The following is a 20384-nucleotide window of genomic DNA, read 5'->3' as shown; positions in this document are numbered from 1 at the left end:
GATCAGACAGGCCGCAAGCCGCCTGCGGTGATCGTGATCTCCTCGCCGTCGTCCTTGCGCAGCAGCAGGAACCCGTCCGGAGTCAATCCGGCCGTGGTACCAACGACATCGCCGCCCGGCAGCTCCACCTTCACGCGCTTGCCCGACACATACGACGACGCATTGGCGAACAGCCGCAGGATCGCCGTCACGCCGCTGGTCTCCAGGATCTCGACATGAGTCTCCACCGACGCCGCAATCGCCTTCAGCAACACCTGCTTGTTGTGGATCCGGTCCGTCTCGCGCGCCAGCGACGTAGCGATGTTCTTCACATCGTCCGGAAACGCAGACTGACTGACGTTGAGCCCGATACCGGCCAGCACCGCTCCAGCATGCCATTGCGCCAGGATCCCCACCAGCTTGCGCTCGCCCACCATGACGTCATTCGGCCAGCGCAGATCCACGCTCACACCCGCAAACATCTGCAGCGCATCCGCCACCGCCACGCCGCTCGCCATTGTGACCATGGGCAGGTCGCGCATCTCCACCTTGGGCCGCAGGATCATCGTGAAGTACAACCCGCCGTCGTTGGAGTGCCAAGTCCGGCCCAGCCTGCCCTGTCCCGCCGTCTGGATGTCGGCTCCGACTATGGTGCCGGCCGGGCAGCCTTCCGCCGCCAGCTCCGCCGCGCGGTGCATCGTCGAATCGATGCTCTGGTGCCACTCGGTCCGTCTCATGCCAGCGTCAACCGGAAATTGATATCCACTGCCCGTGCTGAGTGCGTGATGGATCCGCTGGATACATAATCCGCCCCAGCTTCCGCATACGCTCGCACGGTCTCCAGCGTGATGCCGCCCGACAGCTCCACCAAGGCCCGACCCGCAATGTGCGCGATCCACTGCCGCGCCTCGTCTGGAGTCAGGTTGTCGAGCAGCAGCCGGGTCGCTCCGCAGCCCAGCGCCTCGTCGAGCTCCTCCATCGTCCGCACTTCGATCTCCACCGGAATCGGCTGGCCCTTCACTGCCTCCAGCGCCGCGCGCACGCCGCCGGCCGCCGTGATGTGGTTGTTCTTGATCAGAATCGCGTCGAACAGACCCATGCGGTGATTCGTCACCCCACCGGCCGCCGCCGCCATCTTCTCCAGGATCCGCAACCCCGGCGTGGTCTTGCGCGTATCCAAAACCCTGCACTTGGTGCCGGCCACGGCCTGCACGAACCGCGAGGCCAGCGTGGCCACACCGCTCAAGCGCTGAACAAAGTTCAGGGCAGTCCGCTCACAGCGCAGCAGCGTACGTGCGTGCCCCTCGACTCGCGCCAGGCACTCACCGGGCTCAACATGGGATCCGCTGGGCTTCAAAATCTCCAGTTTCACCCCGTCGCCGCCCAGCCCGTAAACCACTTCCAGCAGTTCGATGCCCGCCACCACCATGCGCTGGCGGGCAAAGAAAGCGCCCGACGCCTGCTGGTCGCCGGGCACGGTGAGTTCACTGGTGATATCGCCCAGGCCGATGTCTTCTTCCATCGCCCGAGCCACGGCGTTCATCACCTGCGGATGCGTAATGTCGAAGTCCATCAGGCCCCCAGATCCGTCAGGGCCGCCTGGCTCTTGGCCAGTTGCGCCTCGTAGTCGGCCAGCTTCGACCGGATTCCGTCGATCACATGCGCCGGAGCCTTGGCCACGAACGCTTCCGAGCCCAACTGCTTCTGGCTGTTCTGAATCACCTTCTGCAGTTGTTCGATCTCCTTCACCAGGCGTCCGCGCACGGCGTCGACCTGGGCGCCGCTCAACTTCAACACCATCTCGAAGTCGTTGGTGGCGCGCGAAGCGCCGGCAGCCTTCTCCGCCCCGGCCGCGCCCACTTCGAACTTCGTATTCGTCAGCGCCTGTAGCAGCGGCAATTCGGTCGCGCCCAGCATCACGGCCGTCTCGTTGGCCGGATACAGGAACCCGTCCTGCGTCGCCTTCGGATCCAGCTTCTGGTCGGCCCGCAGCCCGCGCGCCGCCACCGTCATCTCCTGCAGCAGCGCGAACGCCGCCGCGCCTTGCGGATCCGCCGTGGAGTCCTGCGCCTGCGGGAACGCCGCCAGGCAGATCGACTCCGGCAGGCTGTCGCACTTCTTCATCAACCGCTGCCACAGCTCCTCAGTCAGGAACGGCATCACCGGATGCAGCAGCCGCAGCGCGAATTCAAACACCGTCAGCAGGTTCCGCAGGTGCGCATGCATGTGCTCGCCCTGCTGGATGCGGAACTTCTTCACTTCCAGGTACCAGTCGCAGAACTCATCCCAGAGGAAGCCCCAGATCAGGTCGGCCACCTCGTGATACCGGAAGTTCTCCTGCGCCGCGTGGATCTTGGCCGCCGTCTCGTTCAGCCGGTGGAAGATCCAGCGGTCCTCCAGCGGCAGCGCGCCTTCGATGCGCTCCGCCGGAGCCACATGGCTCGCCAGGCTCTGGATCTCCAGGCTCTCGACGCCCACCTTCTCCATCTGCAGGAAGATGAACCGGGCCGCGTTCCAGATCTTGTTGCAGAACGCGCGCGAGCTCACCATGCGCTCTTCGCTCAGCACAATGTCGGTGCCCGGAGCCGCCCCGCGCAGCAGCGCGAAGCGCACGGCGTCCGTCCCGTACTGCTCTGTCACCACCAGCGGATCGATCGTGTTGCCCTTCGTCTTCGACATCTTCTGCCGTTCGGCGTCGCGCACCAGGCCGTGGATATACACGGTCTTGAACGGCACATCGCCCATGCACTCGATGCCGAGCATGATCATGCGCGCCACCCAGAAGAACAGGATGTCGAAGCCGGTGATCAGCACGGTCGTCGGGTAATACGCAGCCAGTTCCGGAGTCTTGTCCGGCCAGCCGAGCGTGGAGAACGGCCACAGCCCGCTGGAGAACCACGTATCCAGCACATCGGGGTCCTGGGTGATGTTCGTGGACGCGCACTTCGGGCACGCCGTCACGTCTTCCCGCGACACCGTAACTTCGCCGCACTCGCCGCAATGCCACGCGGGAATGCGGTGGCCCCACCACAACTGGCGCGACACGCACCAGTCGCGGATGTTGTACATCCACTCGTAGTAGGTCTTCGACCAGTTCTCCGGCACGAAGACGATGCGGCCCTCTTCCACGGCCTTGATGGCCGGCTCGGCCAGCGGCTTCATCTTGCAGAACCACTGCTTCGACACCAGCGGCTCCACGATGGTCTTGCAGCGCTGGCAGCGGCCGATGCTGAGTTGGTGCGCGGCCGTCTGCACCAGCAGGCCCTGCGAGTCCAGATCCGCCAGCACGCGCTTGCGCGCCTCAAAGCGGTCGAGCCCCGCATACGCGCCGGCTTCCGCCGTCATCTCGCCGTTGAGCCCGATCACCTTCACATGCGGCAGGTTGTGGCGCTTGCCCGCTTCGAAATCGTTCGGATCGTGCGCCGGCGTGACCTTCACCACACCCGTGCCGAACTTCGGATCCGCCAGTTCGTCGCAGATCACCGGGATCTCCCGGCCCGTCAGCGGCAGGATCACGCTCTTCCCATGCAGGTCGAAGTAGCGTTCGTCTTCCGGATTCACGCACACCGCGGTATCGCCCAGCATCGTCTCCGGACGCGTGGTCGCCACCGTCACAAAGCGGCCCGGCATATCCTTCACCGGATACTGGATGTGCCACAGGTTGCCCTGCGTCTCTTCGTGCACCACTTCCAGGTCCGACAGCGCCGTATGGCACTGGGGACACCAGTTCACCATGTACTCGCCGCGGTAGATCAGGCCCTTCTCATAGAGCCGCACGAACGTCTCGCGCACCGCGCGCGACAGCCCCTCGTCCAGCGTGAAGCGGTTGCGCGACCAGTCGCACGAGTCGCCCATGCGCTTCATCTGGTTGATGATGGTGCCGCCGTACTGCTCTTTCCACTGCCAAACGCGCTTGACGAACTCTTCCCGGCCCAGGTCGTGACGCGTGATGTTTTCAGACGCCTTCAACGCGCGCTCCACCACCATTTGCGTGGCGATGCCGGCGTGGTCCTGACCCGGCAGCCACAGCGTCTGGTCGCCCTTCATGCGGTGCCAGCGGGTGGTGACGTCGATCTCCGTGTGCTCCAGCATGTGACCGATGTGCAGGCTGCCGGTCACGTTCGGCGGTGGAATCACCAGGGAAAACATCTCGCGGCCCTCGTGCCTGGAAGAGGGCGCATGGAAGAATCCACGGTCAATCCACCACTGGGCCCAGTGCGGTTCAAACCGCTGAGGCTCATAGACTTTATCAAGCTGCATGGGAAACTCTTATTTTATCACGCGATGCGTTTCCGGCCCCTGGGAATGGGGCGCTCCCGGTACACACCGCGGCTTGGCCGCGTAATTTCGATGGGAGAAGAGGGGGCTCGTCGCGGAGCAGGCGGCTAGGCGCGACGCACGCCGGCCGCCACCGGTACAAGGACTTCGGCGGAGGCGGGCACCGTGGAGAGAGAACTCAGCTGGATGCACATGGGCGTCTCGCAGCAATGAACATTCTCAGTGTAGTGCGGAAAGAGAATTCCGGCAAGACCCGGCCACGCCTCGCAGATGATCCCAATCGGCCAGTTTCACCTCCTTCCTCCTTTCTTATTATTGAGGCCGCTTCCGGGATCCATTTATCATAAAAATGATAAACTTATTTTTCACTGATGGGCAAAGAGACTCCCGGCCAGGAAGCATCCACACCGCCCCGCCTGCTGTCTTCATGGAAAGAGATCGCGGCCCTTCTCGGCATTAGTGTCCGCACCGCGCAAATCTACGAAAAGACCCGCGGACTCCCGGTCCAGCGCGACGGCAAGCGCGTCGCCGCCCTCGAGTCCGACCTCCTTGAGTGGCGCCGCCGCCGCTTGAGCGAGATTCCCTGGTGGGCCAATGTCTTGATTCTGCAGCGAATCACAGCGGCGCTCAGCCTCACCGTCCTGCTGCTGGCAGGCTTCCTCGCCTGGGACAAGCGTCACGCCTGGGTGAAGCGCCCGCCCGCCTACGCCACCTGGAACGGCAACACCCTCACCGCCTTCGGAGCCGATGGAAGCACAATCTGGCGCCGCGAATTCCCCTTTGCGGTCGCCAATGATCCCGACATTGTAGGCCCCCGGATCCCGTGGCTCGGGGATCTTGATCATGACGGCCAAATTGAAACAATCGGCATATACCCGCACAATCAGCGCGAATCGCTCGGCTGGGATCTCTATTGTCTTTCCTCCGGCGGGGAAACCCGTTGGCAACTTTCCGTGACTAAACCGGTCCAAACCGGGACCAGGGAGTTTTCACCTCCCTACGTCGTCCGCAGTTTCACAACATTCCCTTCGCCCGAACACGACTCCACGCTCTGGACCGCGGCCGTCTTCGTCCACCACACCATGAGCCCCTCCGTCCTGCTGGTCGTCGATGCCACCGGACGCCCGCGGGGTGAATACTGGCAGGTTGGCCATATGAACGTGGTGCGCGCGGCGGATCTCGACAATGACGGCATCTACGAGCTTCTGGTCGGTGGCATCCGGGAGTCCTCCTCACAGGCCGTCCTCCTCGTCTTCGACCCCCGCAATGTCCACGGCACTCCGCCGCCCGACAGGCCCGCCAGCCCGGTCCACCTGCGCGGCTTGCCGCCCGGTACGGAAAAGACGGTGATCTATTTCCCCCGTACCCCGCTCAACCGCCGCAACGAGCCCTTCAACTTCATCGAAACAATGGATCTGGTCGGCAATCTCCTCCAGATCACTGTCCATGAATCGCTCGAGGGCCAGAAGGGCTACCTGCTCTATACGTTGAACCCCCAGTTGCAGGCCGTCGACGTCGCGCCGTCTGCCTCATTCAACTCCGCCGTCATGCGGCTGAACGCCGAGCAGCAGATGGCCCGCGATCTTGGTCCGGAAGGACTCAACGCGCTGAAGAAGCAGATCCGGATTGTCCATCCTTAGATCCTGCACTCCGCCGGTCCCGCGTAATACATTAGACTCATGCGCATTGCCGAGATCCAGCAAGCTCTTCGCGAGGAGGGGCTCGACGCCTGGCTGTTCTTCGATCACCACCATCGCGACCCGCTGGCCTACCGGGTTCTTCAATACGAACCCGCGCAGATGGTCACCCGCCGCTGGTATTACCTGATTCCCGCGCACGGTGAACCCGTTGGACTTGTGCACAAGATTGAATCCAAGGTGCTCGGCGACCTGCCCGGAGCCCGCCGCCAATATGCCGGCTGGATTCAGCAACGCGAAGCCCTGGCCGCCCTGCTGGCCGGCTACAAGACCGTCGCCATGCAGTACTCGCCCAACTGCGCCGTGCCCTACGTGGCCAACGTCGATGGCGGGACTCTGGAACTCGTCCGCTCCACCGGAGTCGAGATCGTCACCTCCGCCAACCTGATCCAGCTCTTTGAAGCCCGTTGCTCCCAGGAACAGTACGAGTCGCACATCGCCGCCGGTGTGAAGGTGGACGCCATCCGCCGCGCCGCCTTCGCCAAGGTCAGCCAGGCGCTGGCCTCCGGCACGACCGTCACCGAGATCGAGATCCAGCAGTTCCTGCTCGAATCGTTCAAAGCGGAGGGCCTGTTCACTGACCACGGCCCCATCGTCGGCGTCAACGCGCATGCGGCCGACCCGCACTACTCGCCCTCACCCGAAAACAGCGTCGCCATCAAACCCGGCGACCTGCTGCTGATCGACCTCTGGGCCAAGTTCGACAAGCCCGGAGCCATCTACTACGACATCACCTGGACCGGCTTCTGCGGAGCCGTGCCCACCGACGCCATGCTGAACGTCTTCGCCGCCGTCACCGGCGCCCGCGACGCGGCCATTCAATGCGTAAAAGAGACGGTGGATGCCGGCAAGACTCTCCGGGGCTACCAGGTGGATGACGCGTGCCGCAACCACCTTGTCGAGAAAGGGTTGGCCGAGCACTTCTTCCACCGCACCGGCCACTCCATCGGCGAAGAGGTGCATGGCAACGGCGCTAACATGGACAACTACGAGACGCACGACGAACGCCTGGTCATCCCTGGCGCGTGTTTTTCAGTGGAGCCCGGCGTCTACCTCAGCGACTTCGGCATCCGCAGCGAGATCAACATGTTCCGGCACGAGACTTCAGCCGAAGTGACCGGAGAGATCCAGCGTGAGCTGCTGCGCCTGATGTAGTCCCGCCCGGGACTACATCGTGAAGGTGCGGGTGAGCGCGAACTGCCAGTAGTTGTTGTTCTGCATGCCCGGCTGCTGCCCCCACTGCTTGCGGTAGCCGCCCTCCAGCGAAGTATTCTTCCAGGAGATCACCAGCATCGTCTGGTAGCGCCAGATCCGCTCGCCATTCGTCCCCCAGAAACCCCATGAGTGCGTGTGCGCCGGTCCATGCCGGAACTGCACCTGCACGTCATCCCGTTTCAACAGTGGATGAATGAACCAGCCTTGCGTGTGCAGCAGCGTACCCCGCTGGATCGTGCTGGTCGGCAGCGTCCATGCATCACTCGTCACCAGGATCGGCAGCTTCATCGGCTTGGCCTGGTACTGCAGGTTGATCGGAATCATCCAGTCATTGACGCCGGTCTTCACACTGGGGAAACGAAGCTTGTAGAAACCAGTTCCGAGGCTGAGAAACTGGTCTCTATGCTTCCAGACCGGCGCCTTGTACGCCAGGCCTGCCATCCAGTCATTCGAGTGAGACGGGGCGTCGTGGGTATTCCAACCATGCAGGTACAGCATGTCGCCCTTCACGATCGCGTTGCTGATTCCAGTCGTCACCTTCGTCTGCCAGGCGGGACCTTCGCCGAAGAGTCCACCCAGGGTGAGCTGAAAGCAATCAGCGAAACCGGATGAGACCGTAGTCACCCATCTGCGCGCCGGACGATTGGACGGCGCGGAATCGTTCGACACAGCCTGCGCAAACAACGGGCTGAAGGCAAGGGGAAGAATGAGGGGCGCGAGTTTCAACTGACCCATAATATCATGTAATCGGATCTTTTTGTCTTTGTTTGAGGCAATCTTCAGGACAAAGAAAAGGGGAGCCGCGCCGGGCTCCCCCACCAACTACATGATTCTGTAAAGGTTCCTACTCAGTCACATGGAACGTGCCGACATACGCGCTGCGCTTGTCGAGGCTCGTCCAACGCGCCTTCAGGTCGCCGGTCGGCGAACCGCTGAACTTGCTCTCCATGGTGTAAGCCGGCATCGCGTGCTCGGTCTTCGACAGCGGATCGTACACCGTCGCCTCATGGCCGCAGGTGGAATCGCTATCCACCAGCGCCCGGGTCCGGATCTCGGCCAGCGTGCCTGCATTCAGCGTCACGCGCTTTTCGTGGATGTTGTTGTTGGCCACTTCGAACGAGATCGGCAGCGCGTCAATCCGTACGATGTCTGCCAGCAGGTCGCCCGTCATCCGCTGCGCGAACTCTTTCAACGCTTGCCGCTGCTCGAGATTCGCCTTCTGGTCGACGATCAGATAAGCCTTCACCGGGTAGGGCTCGCCCGTCCTGTCGCCCAGTGTGGAATTGGCCCGCACCGCCGCGGCCACATTCAGGCCGTCCAGCGACACGCCCTTCCAGGCGCCCTTGTTGATCTGCCAGCCGAAAACCGCCAGGTTTCCGACCAGTTGCACCTCGGAGTTGGCAAAACACGCACCCACGTACACATCGGCCGTGCGTGATTCGACATAATTGCCGGAGACTTCAGTGGCAGGTTCGGCGGCCATGCCCAGCGCCGCCAGCGCCACTGCACAGACACTCGTCTTCCAGAGCTGCGTCATCGTATGTTTCTCCCAGATGAGAAGTGAACTGATCCCAGGATAGCGCCTTGTACCCGGCCCTGGAATCGGACTTCCCCCTCATTAGGATGTACCCCGTCCACCGTGCGATGCAGACTTCCCCTATCAGCTTGAAAACGTAGGATGTTCTTGAGTATTCAACACGCCCCGCGCCAGCAGTGCGATTGCGAAAACAACCTCCGCAGTCAACTCTTCCTCCAAGCCCAATGCCGTCAGGGCCTCCAGCAGGTGAACTGTTCCAGGAAGAGCCGCTGATGCCGCCGAATCCGATCCAGATCGATTCTCAGGAAGAACGGGGCCACTTCGGCATCCGCCAACACGCGTTGGTGCAAAAGGTCGACGGCCGCTTGCACGGCCGCCGCTCCTCCAATTCGATCTAGCAGGGATGCCCCATGGCAATCACCGATCAGGGCAGATCGACTAGATAGCCTGACGCGCTGATCTCGACCGAAGCCGAGGAGTCGTTCCCGGCCCGGAATATCGACACCGAGAAGTGATCGCCCGGAGCCACGTACATCCGCAGCAAGGTATTGCCCACGCTCAACCCGTCCGCATAGAACTTTCCCTTGTACGGAATGTCGAAGAAATGGCCTCCGCTCAGGTTGGTGTTCACATAGCCGTGGAACAGTTGCCCCTGTGGCGCCTTCACGCGCACCGAGACCTGCTCCACGACCAGTCGCTTGCCGGCGGGCACAATGTACTCATTTGAGCCTCCGATGAAATCCGGGTACGACATCTGCACGCTTCCGGTAAACGACCAGGGCTGCCGGGCCCCATTGTCGACGTCCTTCACTGCCAGGGCCGGCGGACCGGCTGCAAACGCCGGCGCCGAAACCAGGCCCATCCACGCGCTCATCAGCGCAATCAACACTGTCTTCTTCATTTGGGTATTCCTCCGAGCTCCTTCGGTAAATTGTTCGAAATCATTGCTTACGAGTCCAGCGGGCCGCCAGCAGCAGCCCCGCCAGGCCTGAAATCGTCAGGCAGGCGGAAGCAGGCTCTGGCGTCTGGGACACCTGCGACGGCGAAACCTGCAACAGAATGTGCGCGAAGCTGTCCAACGTGTGGGCCGATCCCACCAGTTGACCCACTTCGTCCGGACCCACCACGTCCGCTACCCCCGTGTTGAACCACCACACCCCGATCACGTCCACCCGGTTCACTCCGTCGTCGAACCAAAGTTGCCCGCTGGGCTTATTGCCGGAGCCGGGCAGATTCAAGTTGGTTGCCGCCGGATTGACGTCATAGATTCCGGTGTTCGGGACGGTCAACATCGAGATGTGCGGCGCGCCGGCCGTATTGCCGTTGAAGTAGAGATTGACGGCCACGAACGCCAGATCGGGATGCCCTTCTCCGTATGCATCCAGACCGTAGAATCCAGGCGTCAGCACATAGTTCAGGTCCGGCGTCCGCACCTGATTCGACCAGTTGGAGCCGTCCCACACGAATGCTCCGTCCCCGCCTCCGGACGTACTCCAGTAGGCCGGATCCAGGTGCGCCGCACCCGTTGCGTCCGTGCCATACAGGTTCACCCCGGTCAGCGTGGTCGCGCCCGCTGGTAACGAGAGCCAGGCCGCCGCGATCCCCCAAAGGATCCTCTTCATTCGCCTTCCTTTCCTGCTCGCGGTAAACCGCGCGCCGGAATCAAGATTGCCTGATTTTTCCGCGCCGCGGGGAGTCACGGCACGGTTCCGGACGAGTTACGTAACGCAACAAACTCCATACAGAAGCAACGAGTTGCAGCCGGATGAAGTATTATTCTTTTTATGCCTCCCGGCCTCCCCGGCTACCTGGACGAACTGCTGCGGACGCCACGCTTCGCCGGGGCCGAACGCATCAGCCGCTTTCTCCGGTTTGTCGTCGCCAAAACTCTCGCCGGCGAAGCCGCCGAAATCAAAGAGACGCTCATTGCCACCGAGGTGTACGGCCGGAAGCCGGACTATGACCCGCGAGCCGATTCCATCGTCCGGGTCGAGGCCAGCCGCCTCCGCGCCAAATTGAAGGACTACTACGAGCACGAGGGAGCAGCCGACGCCATCCGCATCGACCTCCCCAAGGGGTCGTATGTGCCGGTCTTCCTGGAGGTGGCGCCTCAGACCCCGGGTTCGCCCGAGCCCGTCGATGTGCCCCTGCCTACACACGCCAGGCCGCGCTGGCGTTGGTGGTGGGCGGCCGGCGGCGCCGCCCTGTTTGCCGCGCTGGGCATTGCCCTGGCCTTACATCCACCCTCCGCGCAGCCGGCGGCGCTGCCCTCGATCACAATCCTGCCGTTCGACAACCTCACCGGCCGCGCCGAACTGACCGCTCTTTCCGTGGGTTTGGCCGACGAGGTGGCCGCCGGACTCGGCCGTGCCGGAAATCTCCGCGTCGCCGGCCGGCAGTCCGGTATCGGTAATGCGGCCACTCGCCGCCCCCTGTCTTCTAGTGACCAGGAAGGATTCCTGCTCGAAGGCTCGATCCGCGAGGACAGCCAGCAGGTCCGGATCGTCGCCGACCTCGTCAGCCGCGCCGACGGCTACCAGGTCTGGTCCCGTTCCATGGACGCAAACCAGTCCCGCTCGCTGGAGCAGCAGACCCATCTGGCCCAGGAAATCGCAAAAGAGGTCGACGCCGTCATCACCGACCTCCACCACGAACGCGCCAGCGAGTGGTCGGCCAGCCAGCACCAGGCCTATCAGCTCTATACCCGCGCCCGGCAGCAGATGGGCGACTCCGATGTCCTGCTCACCCACGGCGCCGACATGCTGGAACCTCCCTCGCTGGCCGCGCTGACGTCAGTCACCGCCCTTTTCAATCAGGCACTTGCGCTGAATCCCAAACTGGCCCAGGCTCACGCCGGCCTGGCCTGGGTCTATCTCTCCGCCTCGGAAGCAGACCCCGAGCTGATCCGTAAAGCCCGCGAAGCCGCCCAGCGAGCCCTGGCGCTCGACGCCAACGCGGCAGAGGCCTATGCCGTGTTGGGTTACGATCAGTACCTGCACGGCTGGGACTTCGTGCAAGCCGAAGAAAACATGGGCAAAGCCCTCAGTCTGCAATTCCGTGCGCCCATGTGGCTGAGGCTCTACAGTGAGATTTCGGGAATCCGCGGCAACCTCGCCGCCGCGGCGCGGAAGCTGGATGAAGGAGCCGCCGCGCTGCCCGGTTCCCTGTCCATCAAACTGGCTCGGGGGATCGTCGCCTACCAGTCCCTGGACTCACAGACCGCCTTGAGCATTGCTTCCGACCTGCTTGCCAGGAAACCCGGTTACTCGATGGCGTTCTGGTTGCGCGGCCTTGCCCTGGAACAGGTGGGCCGGCACGCGCAGGCCCTGGCCGCCTTCGACGAATGCCTCAAGTCCTCGCCCGGAGATCCGCGCTGCACGCCCGCCCGAGCCCACAGCCTCGCCAGACTGGGCAGGCGAGCCGAAGCAGTGCATGTCATGGAGGCCATCCAGTTGAGAACCAGCCCGCTGGCACGATCCCCGTACTCCGTCGCGCTGATCCAGACCGGGCTGAATAACTATCCGGCCGCACTCACCGCGCTCGAGTCCGCGTACGCTCTGCATGACCACAGCCTGCCCTTCGCCGGGCTCGATCCACGGCTGTCGGTGCTGGCGGATCAGCCGCGCTTCCAGGCCATCCTGCACAAGCTCAGGGTGCGGTAGCTATTCAACGGTAAGTGCCTCCGCCGTGAAGCCGGACTCCGGCTCCACCTTCTTACGATGCCCCGCCGTCAAGATTACAACCGCCGCCACAATCGCGGCCATGGCGCAGAAGGCACGCACACTCAGCGGCTCGCCCGCGATCGCCCACCCCAACATCACGGCTACCACCGGATTCACGAAGGCATAGGTGCTTGCCTTGGCCGGAGTTGTCGCTGTCAGTAGGTAGGTATAGGCGGAGAAAGCCAGAATCGACCCGAAGACCACCAGGTAGCCCCAGGCCGCCATCGACACCACGGAGAACTTCTCCGGTTGCACCTGCGGCAGTTCGCCGCGGAAAACGCCGGAAAGGAACAGTAAAGTCCCGCCGCACAGCATGGTCATGCCATTCGCCAGGATTGGCGCCGGAGCCGTTGGTGCGTCGATCCCGTAGATCGAACCCACCGCCCAGCCCAGGGCCGCGCTCAGGACCAGGGCCGCGCCGATCAGGTCGGCGCCCGGTCCGCTCACATTCGACGGCCAGACCAGGACCGCCACACCCGCAAACCCGAGGAAGATGCCCGCGAAATCCCGGCCGGTGGGCCGCAACCCGCGCGGCGCCGCCCAGGCGACCAACACCAGCATCAGGGGTTCGCTGGCAACCAGCAACGCCGCCAGGCCCGAAGGGATCCGCTGCTCGGCCAGGGTGACAAAGCCGTTGCCGCACAACAACATGAGCGTGCCCATCACCAGCGCCGAGCGCCAGTGTTTCCAGGTGGGCCGCACCTTGTTCCGGAGGAGGCTCCAAATCAGCAAAATGGACCCGGCAGTAAGGAATCGAGTGCCGGCCATCAGCAGCGGAGGAATGGTCTCAATGGCGTAGCGGATGCCCAGGTATGTCGAGCCCCACACCACGTAAACAATGGCAAACGCCAGCAATAACCGCCAGCGGGTAGCTGTCGCTTTGACGTCAGGCACGGCTCTTGTCTCCCTTCCCCGCTCCAGCCTTGGGCGCCGGAATGGGCAGCGTGGAAACTTCCTTGACTGTTTGGAGAACGATGGTCGTTCGGGTTGAGCGAATGGTGGGAATGCTGCCGAAACGCTCGCGCAGCAAGCTGGCCAGGGCGTCGGTGTCGTGCACCCTCAGCTTCACCAGGTAGCAGTCTTCCCCTGCAATATGATGGACTTCCTGGACTTCCGGGATCTCCGCCAACTGGAGCGAAGTCTCCTGCGCGCCAATACGCTCCTCGGCCCGGACGAACACAAAGGCCGTCAGTCCGATACCCAGCGCGCGAGCGTTCAATTTGGCTTCGTACGCTCGAATCAGCCCGCGCTCTTCCAGCTTTCGAACGCGTTCCAGCACGGCAGAGGGAGCCATGCCCACCTGCCGGGCGAGTTCTACATTGCTGACTCGGGCGTCAAACTGCAGCGCGGCGAGAAGTTGGGCGTCGACGTCGTCAAGCATTGCGAAGCTCCTATGCCTTCCAGCATAAGCTTCGCAATACTGACAGTCAATACGAATGGAATTCTGTTACGTATCCGTATCTCAGAACTTCCTTCTTACAAACGCTGGATCAGGATGTCCTTGAACTCCAGCCAGAAGCCCTGCCGGTGCGCCTGCAGCTCAATAAAACCTTCTTCGAGGTTCTCGAGCGTCGAATACTCCAGGATCGTGTCGCCGTCGACCCGCACCCGGCACTGCTTGTCCTTCACCCACAGTTCCAGCAGGAACCACTTGCCGTCCTCAATTCGGGGATAGCGGGCGCGCTTGAAGTGGTAGAGCGATCCCGTGGGGAAGTGCGCTTCCTCCACGTTGTGGAGCTGGATCTCGTAGCCCTTGCTGGGGTTGGTACCCCGGCCGCCGCTGCGGAACAGGACTCCGCCGTTGTGCTGCGGGCAGCCTCGGATGTAGAGCTGCAACTGGAAGTCGCGAAACTGTTCTTTTGAAGCCAGATGCCCTGCCCCGTCGGCGCGCAGGATATCGCCCAGTTCCGTGAAGTTTGGTTTGCCCTCGGACACCGTCCACTTCGCCGCCAGGTCGCCCGGCTGCGTATAGAGTGGCTGCCACTTCTGCTTACCCGGCAACTCCTTCACCCGCAGGTTGCGGAACTTGCACTCGGCCGAGGCGGCGACAATGCCCAGATAGCCGTTCCGCAGCCGGGGAGCGAGCTCCGGGTTGGCCGTAACATCCAGATCCTGCACCACTTCCCCGTTGATCGAAACCTGCAGCTTCGGCCAGTCGAACACGACCCGAATGGGATTCCAGCCCGGCTGGACATTGATCTTCGAAGGGGCAATCAACGGGAACAGCGCACCCACGGAATACGGCGTGGCCTTGGCCTCTTTTTCGTGGAAAACCTTAATCTGGAAGCCGGCCTGCGACGGACGGCCGAACTCAGGCGCGTGGAGATAGAAACCGGAATCCGTCCAGCCCTTGACGAAGAACTCGCCGCGCAGCTCGAAGTTCTCATACTGGCGGCCGGAACGCAGCCAGCACGGGAACGACGCGTGCGAATGCACGGCAATCTCGGAACCTGTGATCGTATAGGCCGAATCCGGCCCATCGACAATCGTCCATCCGGTGACGGGCTGGAAGCCGGACTCGTCTGCCTGCTGGGCAAGGGCGACCGCGGGAACGGCTGCGAGGAAAGTGCGTCGGGAGAGCATTCCTTAAAATTGTGCAACAACCGCGCCGCCCGCGGGTAACTGTCTATCGGATGACGATTTCCACGCCGCCCAACACCGCCCGGCCGGGCAGCGGGATGCTCAGGATCTCCTGGTAGCGCGTGTTCGCCAGATTTGTGAATTGGACGAACGGCCGCACCGGACCGCGGTTTCGCGCCAGGTATAGATCCCATACTCCGTAGGGATCGCGGGCCCGGCGCTCCATGGCGCCAATGCGGGTCCGCGCGGTGAGGGAGCCGGGCAAGGTGCCGGTCCACGAGGCCACCGCCGAGTGGATGGGGTAATTGAAAGAATACTTCGTATAGATTCCAGGCAGGAGTTCAGAGACGCCGCGCAGGCCGGTGTAGCTGACGTCGAACAATTGGTGGCGCCAGCGCCAGGCCGCCGAACTCTCGACGCCGGTGAAGTTCAGCCTGGTGATGTTCGCGGCGACCCAGGGTCCGGTGGGCGACGAACTCATGTAATCGATCCCGTTGCGGTCGCGCCGGTGGAACACGGTCGTTTGCAGCCGCAGGTTGGCGGTGGGCCGGTACTCGGCTCCGCCCTCGGTGCTCCAGGCAGTCTCGGTCTGCAGCGCCGCGTTGCCCTGATTGGCGGGATCCTTGTAGTACAGATCGGTGAAGGTTGGCAGCCGGTAGGCACGGCTCACTCCGCCGCGCAGCTTGAACTTCGAGGTCGCGTAGTAGCCCACTCCGATCGACGGGCTGACCTGGTCGAAGATGCCGCGGTAGCTCTCCGTCCGTACCCCGGTGGTCAACGAGAACCGCTTCAGCGCCCGGATGTCCAGGGAAACATAGCCGGTTCCGCGCGCCCGGTTGTGGACGCCCAGGTTCGTCGAGTTGATGTTCTCGCCGAAGCCTTCTACCCCGTAGAACAGAGTCATGGTTCGGCCCAGCGGTTCGCGGCGGCGCACGCTGGCCTGCCAGCTTTCCGCAATGTGGTTGTTCTGGTAGCGCTGTGGATTATCCCGGTAGAGATAGAACAGATCGGTGTGGCGGCGGAAGCTGAACGAAGCCTCGGTGCGCTCACCGAGCGACTGGCGCAGTCCGCTGTACCAGGTTTTCGTCCGCTCCCACGAGGGATACGCGCCGTAGAAATCCTGCGCGCCGAACGGCTTATCGGCGTAACCCAGATCCAGATCAGTCGAACCCATTTTGGACGCGAACCGGGTGGTGGAGCCGAACGCCAGATTCCGGTAATCCCGATTGGCAATGAACCCGGTGGAGAAATCCCGCGAGAAGGTGAACTGCTGGGTGAGCGGCCCAACCAGGCCAGTGATCGTAGCCGACTCCTGGTTCGTCCCGAAACTGCCCGCCGCCATCCGGATTCGGGCCTGCCACGCCTCCGGCGGAGCCGTGATGATGTTCACCACGCCGCCCACCGCGTCGGAGCCATAGAGAGTCGAACCCGTGCCCCGCAGAACCTCAATGGATTGAATGGACTCCATCGGCACGGGCAAATCCATATTGTGATGGCCGGATTGCGGGTCGTTCAGCCGCCGTCCGTTGAGGAGCACGAGCGTCTGGCCGAAACTGGCACCGCGGATGGAGAGGTCACCCTGCACGCCGTTCTGGCCGCGTTGCCGCAGATCGAGCGACGGGTCGAGCCGAAGCAGGTCGACAAAGCTATTGAAGAGAAGGGTTTGGCCGCGTACAGGCAGGGAGTCGATGCTGCGGTCAGCCTCCTCTAGAGGCAGCGGCTGCCAGGTGCCGGTGACCACAACGGATTGCTTCAGGACGGGAGGATCCGACTGCGCAAACAGCAGGCAGCAGGCTGGCGTCAGACCGAGACACAGGAGAAAAAGGCGCATGAGGAAATCAGGGTGGCGGAGTCGTGCATTTCAGACAACCCACCCTTCATTTCCATTTTCGCAGATTCGCCGTCAGGCACGCCGGTGCTCAGTTCGCTTCAGCGGCCGAAATCTTGACCTTTGATCCCATATCCAGCCGCGTCAGGCTCGAGATGGCAACCGTCTCGCCCTCATTCAGCCCCTCAAGGATCTCGATCTCCTTCGGGAACCGGTCGCCGACCTTCACATCGCGCACGTCGATCGAGGCGTCTTTCTTCACGACGTAGGACTTATTCGTACCAAGGACGTACAGAATTGCCTGCGGGGGCACGACACGGATGTTCTCCATCTTGTCGGTATCCAGCCGGGCGCGGGCATAGGAGCCCGGCTTGAGCTCGTTCTTGCTGTTCTGGATGAGCGCTTCCACGACAAACGTGCGCTTGGTCTGGTCCACCGTCGGGGAGATGCGCGAAACCCTGCCTTCGAACTTCCGGCCCTCAAAGGCCTCGACGATGACTTCCGCGCGCTGGCCCAGCTTCACCCAGGGAGCCATGCGTTCCGGCACTTCCACACGCAGGCGGATGGGATCGATCTTCACCAGGGTAAACAGGGGCGAGTTGGCACGAACGTAGGCGCCGACAACCGCCTGGCGATCCTTCACAAAGGCGGCAAAGGGCGCGCGCACGGTCGTATCGCGCAGCTTCTTGCGCTGCAGGTCGAGGCTGGCCTTGTAGCGCTCGATCTCCTGGACAAGGTTGCGGGTCTGGTTCAGCGTCTGGTCGTAGGCGGCCTGCGCCGATTGGAACCGGGCCTGTGCCTGATCCAGGTCCGATTTCGGGCCAATGCCCTGATCCACCAGTTCGCGGGTGCGCTTGTAGCGGATTTCCACTTCAAACAGATCCGCCTTGGCGCGCCGCACATCGGGCGCCTCGCGGACGTCCTGCAGGCGATCCTTGTCGTCCTTTAAGCCCAGGCGCTCCAATGATTGGCGCAACTGGGCCTCCTGCTGGGAAACCAGATAGCGTGCTTCTTCATCGGAGATGCGGGCCAGCACCTGGCCCTGCGCCACGAGATCGCCCAGGTCGGCGCTCACCTGTTGCAGCGGACCGTCCGTTTCCGCGCTGATGATGGCCTCATCAAACGGGAAAAGCGTTCCGATTCCTTCCACCGAGCGTTGAATGGAACGAACCGAGACACGCGCCACGTTCACCTGGACGGGGCCGGTGTCTTTCTTTGCGGCAGCCGGAGCGTTGCGGGCGCAGGCAGAGAGGAACAGTAGGGGGACGGCGCTAAGAAATAAGAAAATGGGACGATTCAAGTTCATGCGACTACCTGGGGGACACCTTCAGCACACCCCAAAACAAAAGGCGCGCTTCACGAGAGGAAGGTTTCCGGAAGCCGCTATTGTATCGAGGTTTATCCCCCGCCCGCCGCGATATTCTTACTTGACCAAAAAGAAGAAGCCGGTATCGGTGGCCGCGTCGGTAGGCTTCACCTGTCCGCTGGAGACCGGCAGGTTGTTGGAATTGCTGAAGCCGGCCAGAAACGCGCTGCCCTGCGCGTCCACCGCAATGGTCGTGACCACGTCGTTCAGGTTGCCGCCGAAGGTGAGCGACCAGACCAGGGCGGAAGCGTCGAATTTCGTCGGGTCGATGCGCGCGGCCCAGGATTCCACCAGACGCACGGGCGGCTTCGTGTAGCCGTCGATGTTCTTCTGGGGGAAGTTGGCCGAGGTCGTGTAGCCGCCCAGGGTGAAGGAGCCATCCTTGGGGCTTTGGGCCAAACCGTAGGCGATGTCGGTCCCGGTGTCACCAAAGTAGGTGCAGTAGGGGATGATCGCCGCGCCGGTCTTCGAGGGATCCACCGCCAGCAGGAACGCGTCGACGCCACCCGCCAGGGAGAGCTGATAGGCGCCCGGGGTCACCGGCAGGTCGTTGGAGGTGGTGTAGCCCGCGATCCAGGCCCGGTCCTGCGAGTCGATGACCATGGCTTGGCCGGAATCAATACCGCGGCCGCCGATATAGGTCGAATAGAGCAACGAATCAAAAGCGGTCTTGGTGGGATCCAGCTTGGTGAAGAAGACGTTACCGCCGGCCTTCGCCGTGGACTGGTAGCTGGCGCCCGCCAGCGGGAAGTCGTTCGACAGCGTCGTACCGGCAACATAGACCATACCTTTGCTGTCGAACCCGATCGAATTGGCCACGTCGGTGGAGTTGCCGCCCAGGAACGTGGACATAATCAGGGTGCCGGGCACGGTATCCGCAAACGGCCGGAGAACGGCGACGAACGTATCCTGGCCGCCGCGATTCGAGGGCTGCAGCGCTACGCCTTCCGTGGCGCCATACAGTACGCCGGAGTTCGTATAGCCGGTGATGGCCAGCATTCCGTTGGGACCGGCCGCGATGGCTTGGCCGACATCCGTGCCGGTGCCGCCGTAATACGTGGAATAAGTGAGAGTATCGAGACCGCCGGCCGACGGATCGTACACGAACACAAACGCGTCGATACCGCCCGCGACTTCGTCGTCGTCGGCGTCTTCGTTGTCAGGGTTCGGATCGCCGAGCTCCAACTGGAAGGCATTGCCGCTCAAGGGGAAATCGGTGGAAGCCGTGCTGCCCGTCATCGCCAGGCGGTTGCCGAACCAGGTGAGACCATTAGCTTCGTCGTTGGCCGTGCCGCCGATGTAGCTCCAATAAACCAGTTTCCAGGCAGTGCCATCCGGCACGATCTTCGCCAGGAAGATGTCCTGCAGCCCGCTATTCGTCAAATAGTACGGATTGGTGTCTTCGGGGATGTCCACCTGGGCGAGGGCCGAACCCGCCACCCAGAATCCACCCGCCGGATCCGCTACCACCGCGTTGATGATGTCGGAGGTGTTGCCGACTACATAGCCGGACCAGGAGACCACGGGGTCGATCACCAGCGGCAACTTGCGGTCGTAGGCACCGAGACGGAAGCCCACTTCACCGTTGCGGGCAATCTCATAGGAACTGGCAACGGGCACGCGCTGACCGTCCCGCATCTGGTAGGCCACGGGAGCATGTTGGCGAATGCCAGCCGAAAGTTCGAGCTCGCCGGAGGCCGCCAGCTTCGGCTTTATGCCGGAGAAACGCAGGCGAATGGCCTTCGGGTCGGAACCGGGCTGGACCAGGAAGTCATACTCCAGGCGCTTGTCCTGGGCGTAGTAGAGAACGTCGATGCCCGGATAGGCGCCGCGCACGGCAACCCGATCAAAATGGGGCACATCGGCCCGCCACTTGTCCCGCTGCCGGCCGACGAAATAGGTGGAAGTGGCCGCCTGCCGCTGCACCCCTTCCAGCCGGGCCTTGGGCTGGCCGCCGGCGAGGGACATCCGCAGCTTGCCGCCCAGTACCGCACCAGACGCGTCGATCGACACCGGCATGGAAGTAATGTGAGAGGTAAAGCGCGTGTTGTCCGGTGCCGGTTCGAACCAGGCCGGTAACAGGCTGAGAGCCTTACGGGGATCGGAGGGGCTCGTGCCTGCGACGGCGGTCACGGCGGCGGCGATGGTAAGGAACGGCAGGATGCGCATGCGAGTTTGTGGA

Annotated in this window: 17 protein-coding genes; 3 read left to right on the top strand and 14 right to left on the bottom strand. The window is 62.9% G+C overall.

Annotated elements, in window-relative coordinates:
- Positions 1–2 precede the first annotated feature (2 nt).
- Genes IRI77_RS03945 through IRI77_RS03935 form a run of 3 tightly spaced genes read right to left on the bottom strand, consistent with a single transcriptional unit; the run spans position 3 to position 4239 of the window.
- Positions 3–716, bottom strand: a complete 714-nt coding sequence (locus tag IRI77_RS03945) for a biotin--[acetyl-CoA-carboxylase] ligase (RefSeq protein WP_194450783.1) — start codon at positions 714–716, stop codon at positions 3–5.
- The gene (gene nadC / locus IRI77_RS03940; protein WP_228486585.1) at positions 713–1552 is read right to left on the bottom strand and encodes a carboxylating nicotinate-nucleotide diphosphorylase; all 840 of its coding nucleotides are present in this window, start codon (positions 1550–1552) and stop codon (positions 713–715) included. The genes IRI77_RS03945 and nadC overlap by 4 nt, the downstream gene beginning before the upstream one ends.
- Entirely contained in the window at positions 1552–4239 is a 2688-nt protein-coding gene (locus IRI77_RS03935) for a valine--tRNA ligase (RefSeq protein WP_194450782.1), read from the bottom strand. The genes nadC and IRI77_RS03935 overlap by 1 nt, the downstream gene beginning before the upstream one ends.
- Positions 4240–4628: 389 nt before the next feature.
- Between IRI77_RS03935 and IRI77_RS03930 the strand changes: the two genes are divergently transcribed.
- Together IRI77_RS03930 and IRI77_RS03925 are read left to right on the top strand one after the other, a co-directional pair.
- Complete coding sequence (locus IRI77_RS03930; RefSeq protein WP_194450781.1) at positions 4629–5897, top strand: helix-turn-helix domain-containing protein; 1269 nt, start codon at positions 4629–4631, stop codon at positions 5895–5897.
- A 39-nt stretch (positions 5898–5936) separates the two neighbouring features.
- On the top strand, positions 5937–7109 hold the full coding sequence (locus tag IRI77_RS03925; RefSeq protein ID WP_194450780.1) for a M24 family metallopeptidase: 1173 nt from the start codon (positions 5937–5939) through the stop codon (positions 7107–7109).
- A gap of 12 nt (positions 7110–7121) precedes the next feature.
- On the opposite strand, the gene IRI77_RS03920 is transcribed toward IRI77_RS03925, so the two are convergent.
- The 5 genes from IRI77_RS03920 to IRI77_RS03900 form a co-directional block, all read right to left on the bottom strand.
- On the bottom strand, positions 7122–7904 hold the full coding sequence (locus IRI77_RS03920; RefSeq protein WP_194450779.1) for a hypothetical protein: 783 nt from the start codon (positions 7902–7904) through the stop codon (positions 7122–7124).
- Between the two features lie 109 nt (positions 7905–8013).
- Entirely contained in the window at positions 8014–8706 is a 693-nt protein-coding gene (locus IRI77_RS03915) for a DUF1326 domain-containing protein (RefSeq protein WP_194450778.1), read from the bottom strand.
- A gap of 230 nt (positions 8707–8936) precedes the next feature.
- Entirely contained in the window at positions 8937–9077 is a 141-nt protein-coding gene (locus tag IRI77_RS38550; protein ID WP_194450777.1) for a globin family protein, read from the bottom strand.
- Between the two features lie 53 nt (positions 9078–9130).
- On the bottom strand, positions 9131–9607 hold the full coding sequence (locus IRI77_RS03905; RefSeq protein WP_194450776.1) for a hypothetical protein: 477 nt from the start codon (positions 9605–9607) through the stop codon (positions 9131–9133).
- 40 nt (positions 9608–9647) lie between these two features.
- On the bottom strand, positions 9648–10328 hold the full coding sequence (locus tag IRI77_RS03900; RefSeq protein ID WP_194450775.1) for a hypothetical protein: 681 nt from the start codon (positions 10326–10328) through the stop codon (positions 9648–9650).
- A 162-nt stretch (positions 10329–10490) separates the two neighbouring features.
- On the opposite strand from IRI77_RS03900, the gene IRI77_RS03895 reads away from it, so the two are divergent.
- Positions 10491–12368: a tetratricopeptide repeat protein gene (locus IRI77_RS03895; protein ID WP_194450774.1), complete on the top strand. Its 1878-nt coding sequence runs from the start codon at positions 10491–10493 to the stop codon at positions 12366–12368.
- Here the strand turns inward: IRI77_RS03895 and yedA are convergent, their stop codons facing one another.
- From yedA to IRI77_RS03865, 6 genes are all read right to left on the bottom strand, one after another.
- The gene (gene yedA, locus IRI77_RS03890) at positions 12369–13322 is read right to left on the bottom strand and encodes a drug/metabolite exporter YedA (RefSeq protein WP_194450773.1); all 954 of its coding nucleotides are present in this window, start codon (positions 13320–13322) and stop codon (positions 12369–12371) included.
- Positions 13315–13809: an Lrp/AsnC family transcriptional regulator gene (locus IRI77_RS03885; RefSeq protein ID WP_194450772.1), complete on the bottom strand. Its 495-nt coding sequence runs from the start codon at positions 13807–13809 to the stop codon at positions 13315–13317. The genes yedA and IRI77_RS03885 overlap by 8 nt, the downstream gene beginning before the upstream one ends.
- A 95-nt stretch (positions 13810–13904) precedes the next feature.
- Positions 13905–15011 carry a 3-keto-disaccharide hydrolase gene (locus IRI77_RS03880; RefSeq protein ID WP_194450771.1) on the bottom strand — a complete coding sequence of 369 codons (1107 nt, stop codon included), beginning with the start codon at positions 15009–15011 and terminating at the stop codon, positions 13905–13907.
- A gap of 43 nt (positions 15012–15054) precedes the next feature.
- Positions 15055–16839 carry a TonB-dependent receptor plug domain-containing protein gene (locus IRI77_RS03875; RefSeq protein ID WP_194450770.1) on the bottom strand — a complete coding sequence of 595 codons (1785 nt, stop codon included), beginning with the start codon at positions 16837–16839 and terminating at the stop codon, positions 15055–15057.
- Between the two features lie 88 nt (positions 16840–16927).
- Positions 16928–18142, bottom strand: a complete 1215-nt coding sequence (locus tag IRI77_RS03870; protein WP_194450769.1) for an efflux RND transporter periplasmic adaptor subunit — start codon at positions 18140–18142, stop codon at positions 16928–16930.
- A gap of 117 nt (positions 18143–18259) precedes the next feature.
- Positions 18260–20371, bottom strand: a complete 2112-nt coding sequence (locus IRI77_RS03865; RefSeq protein WP_194450768.1) for a DUF7948 domain-containing protein — start codon at positions 20369–20371, stop codon at positions 18260–18262.
- Positions 20372–20384 lie beyond the last annotated feature (13 nt).

It is taken from the genome of Paludibaculum fermentans (assembly GCF_015277775.1).
GTDB classification, from domain to species: domain Bacteria; phylum Acidobacteriota; class Terriglobia; order Bryobacterales; family Bryobacteraceae; genus Paludibaculum; species Paludibaculum fermentans.
This window is presented reverse-complemented; position numbering and strand designations above follow the sequence as displayed.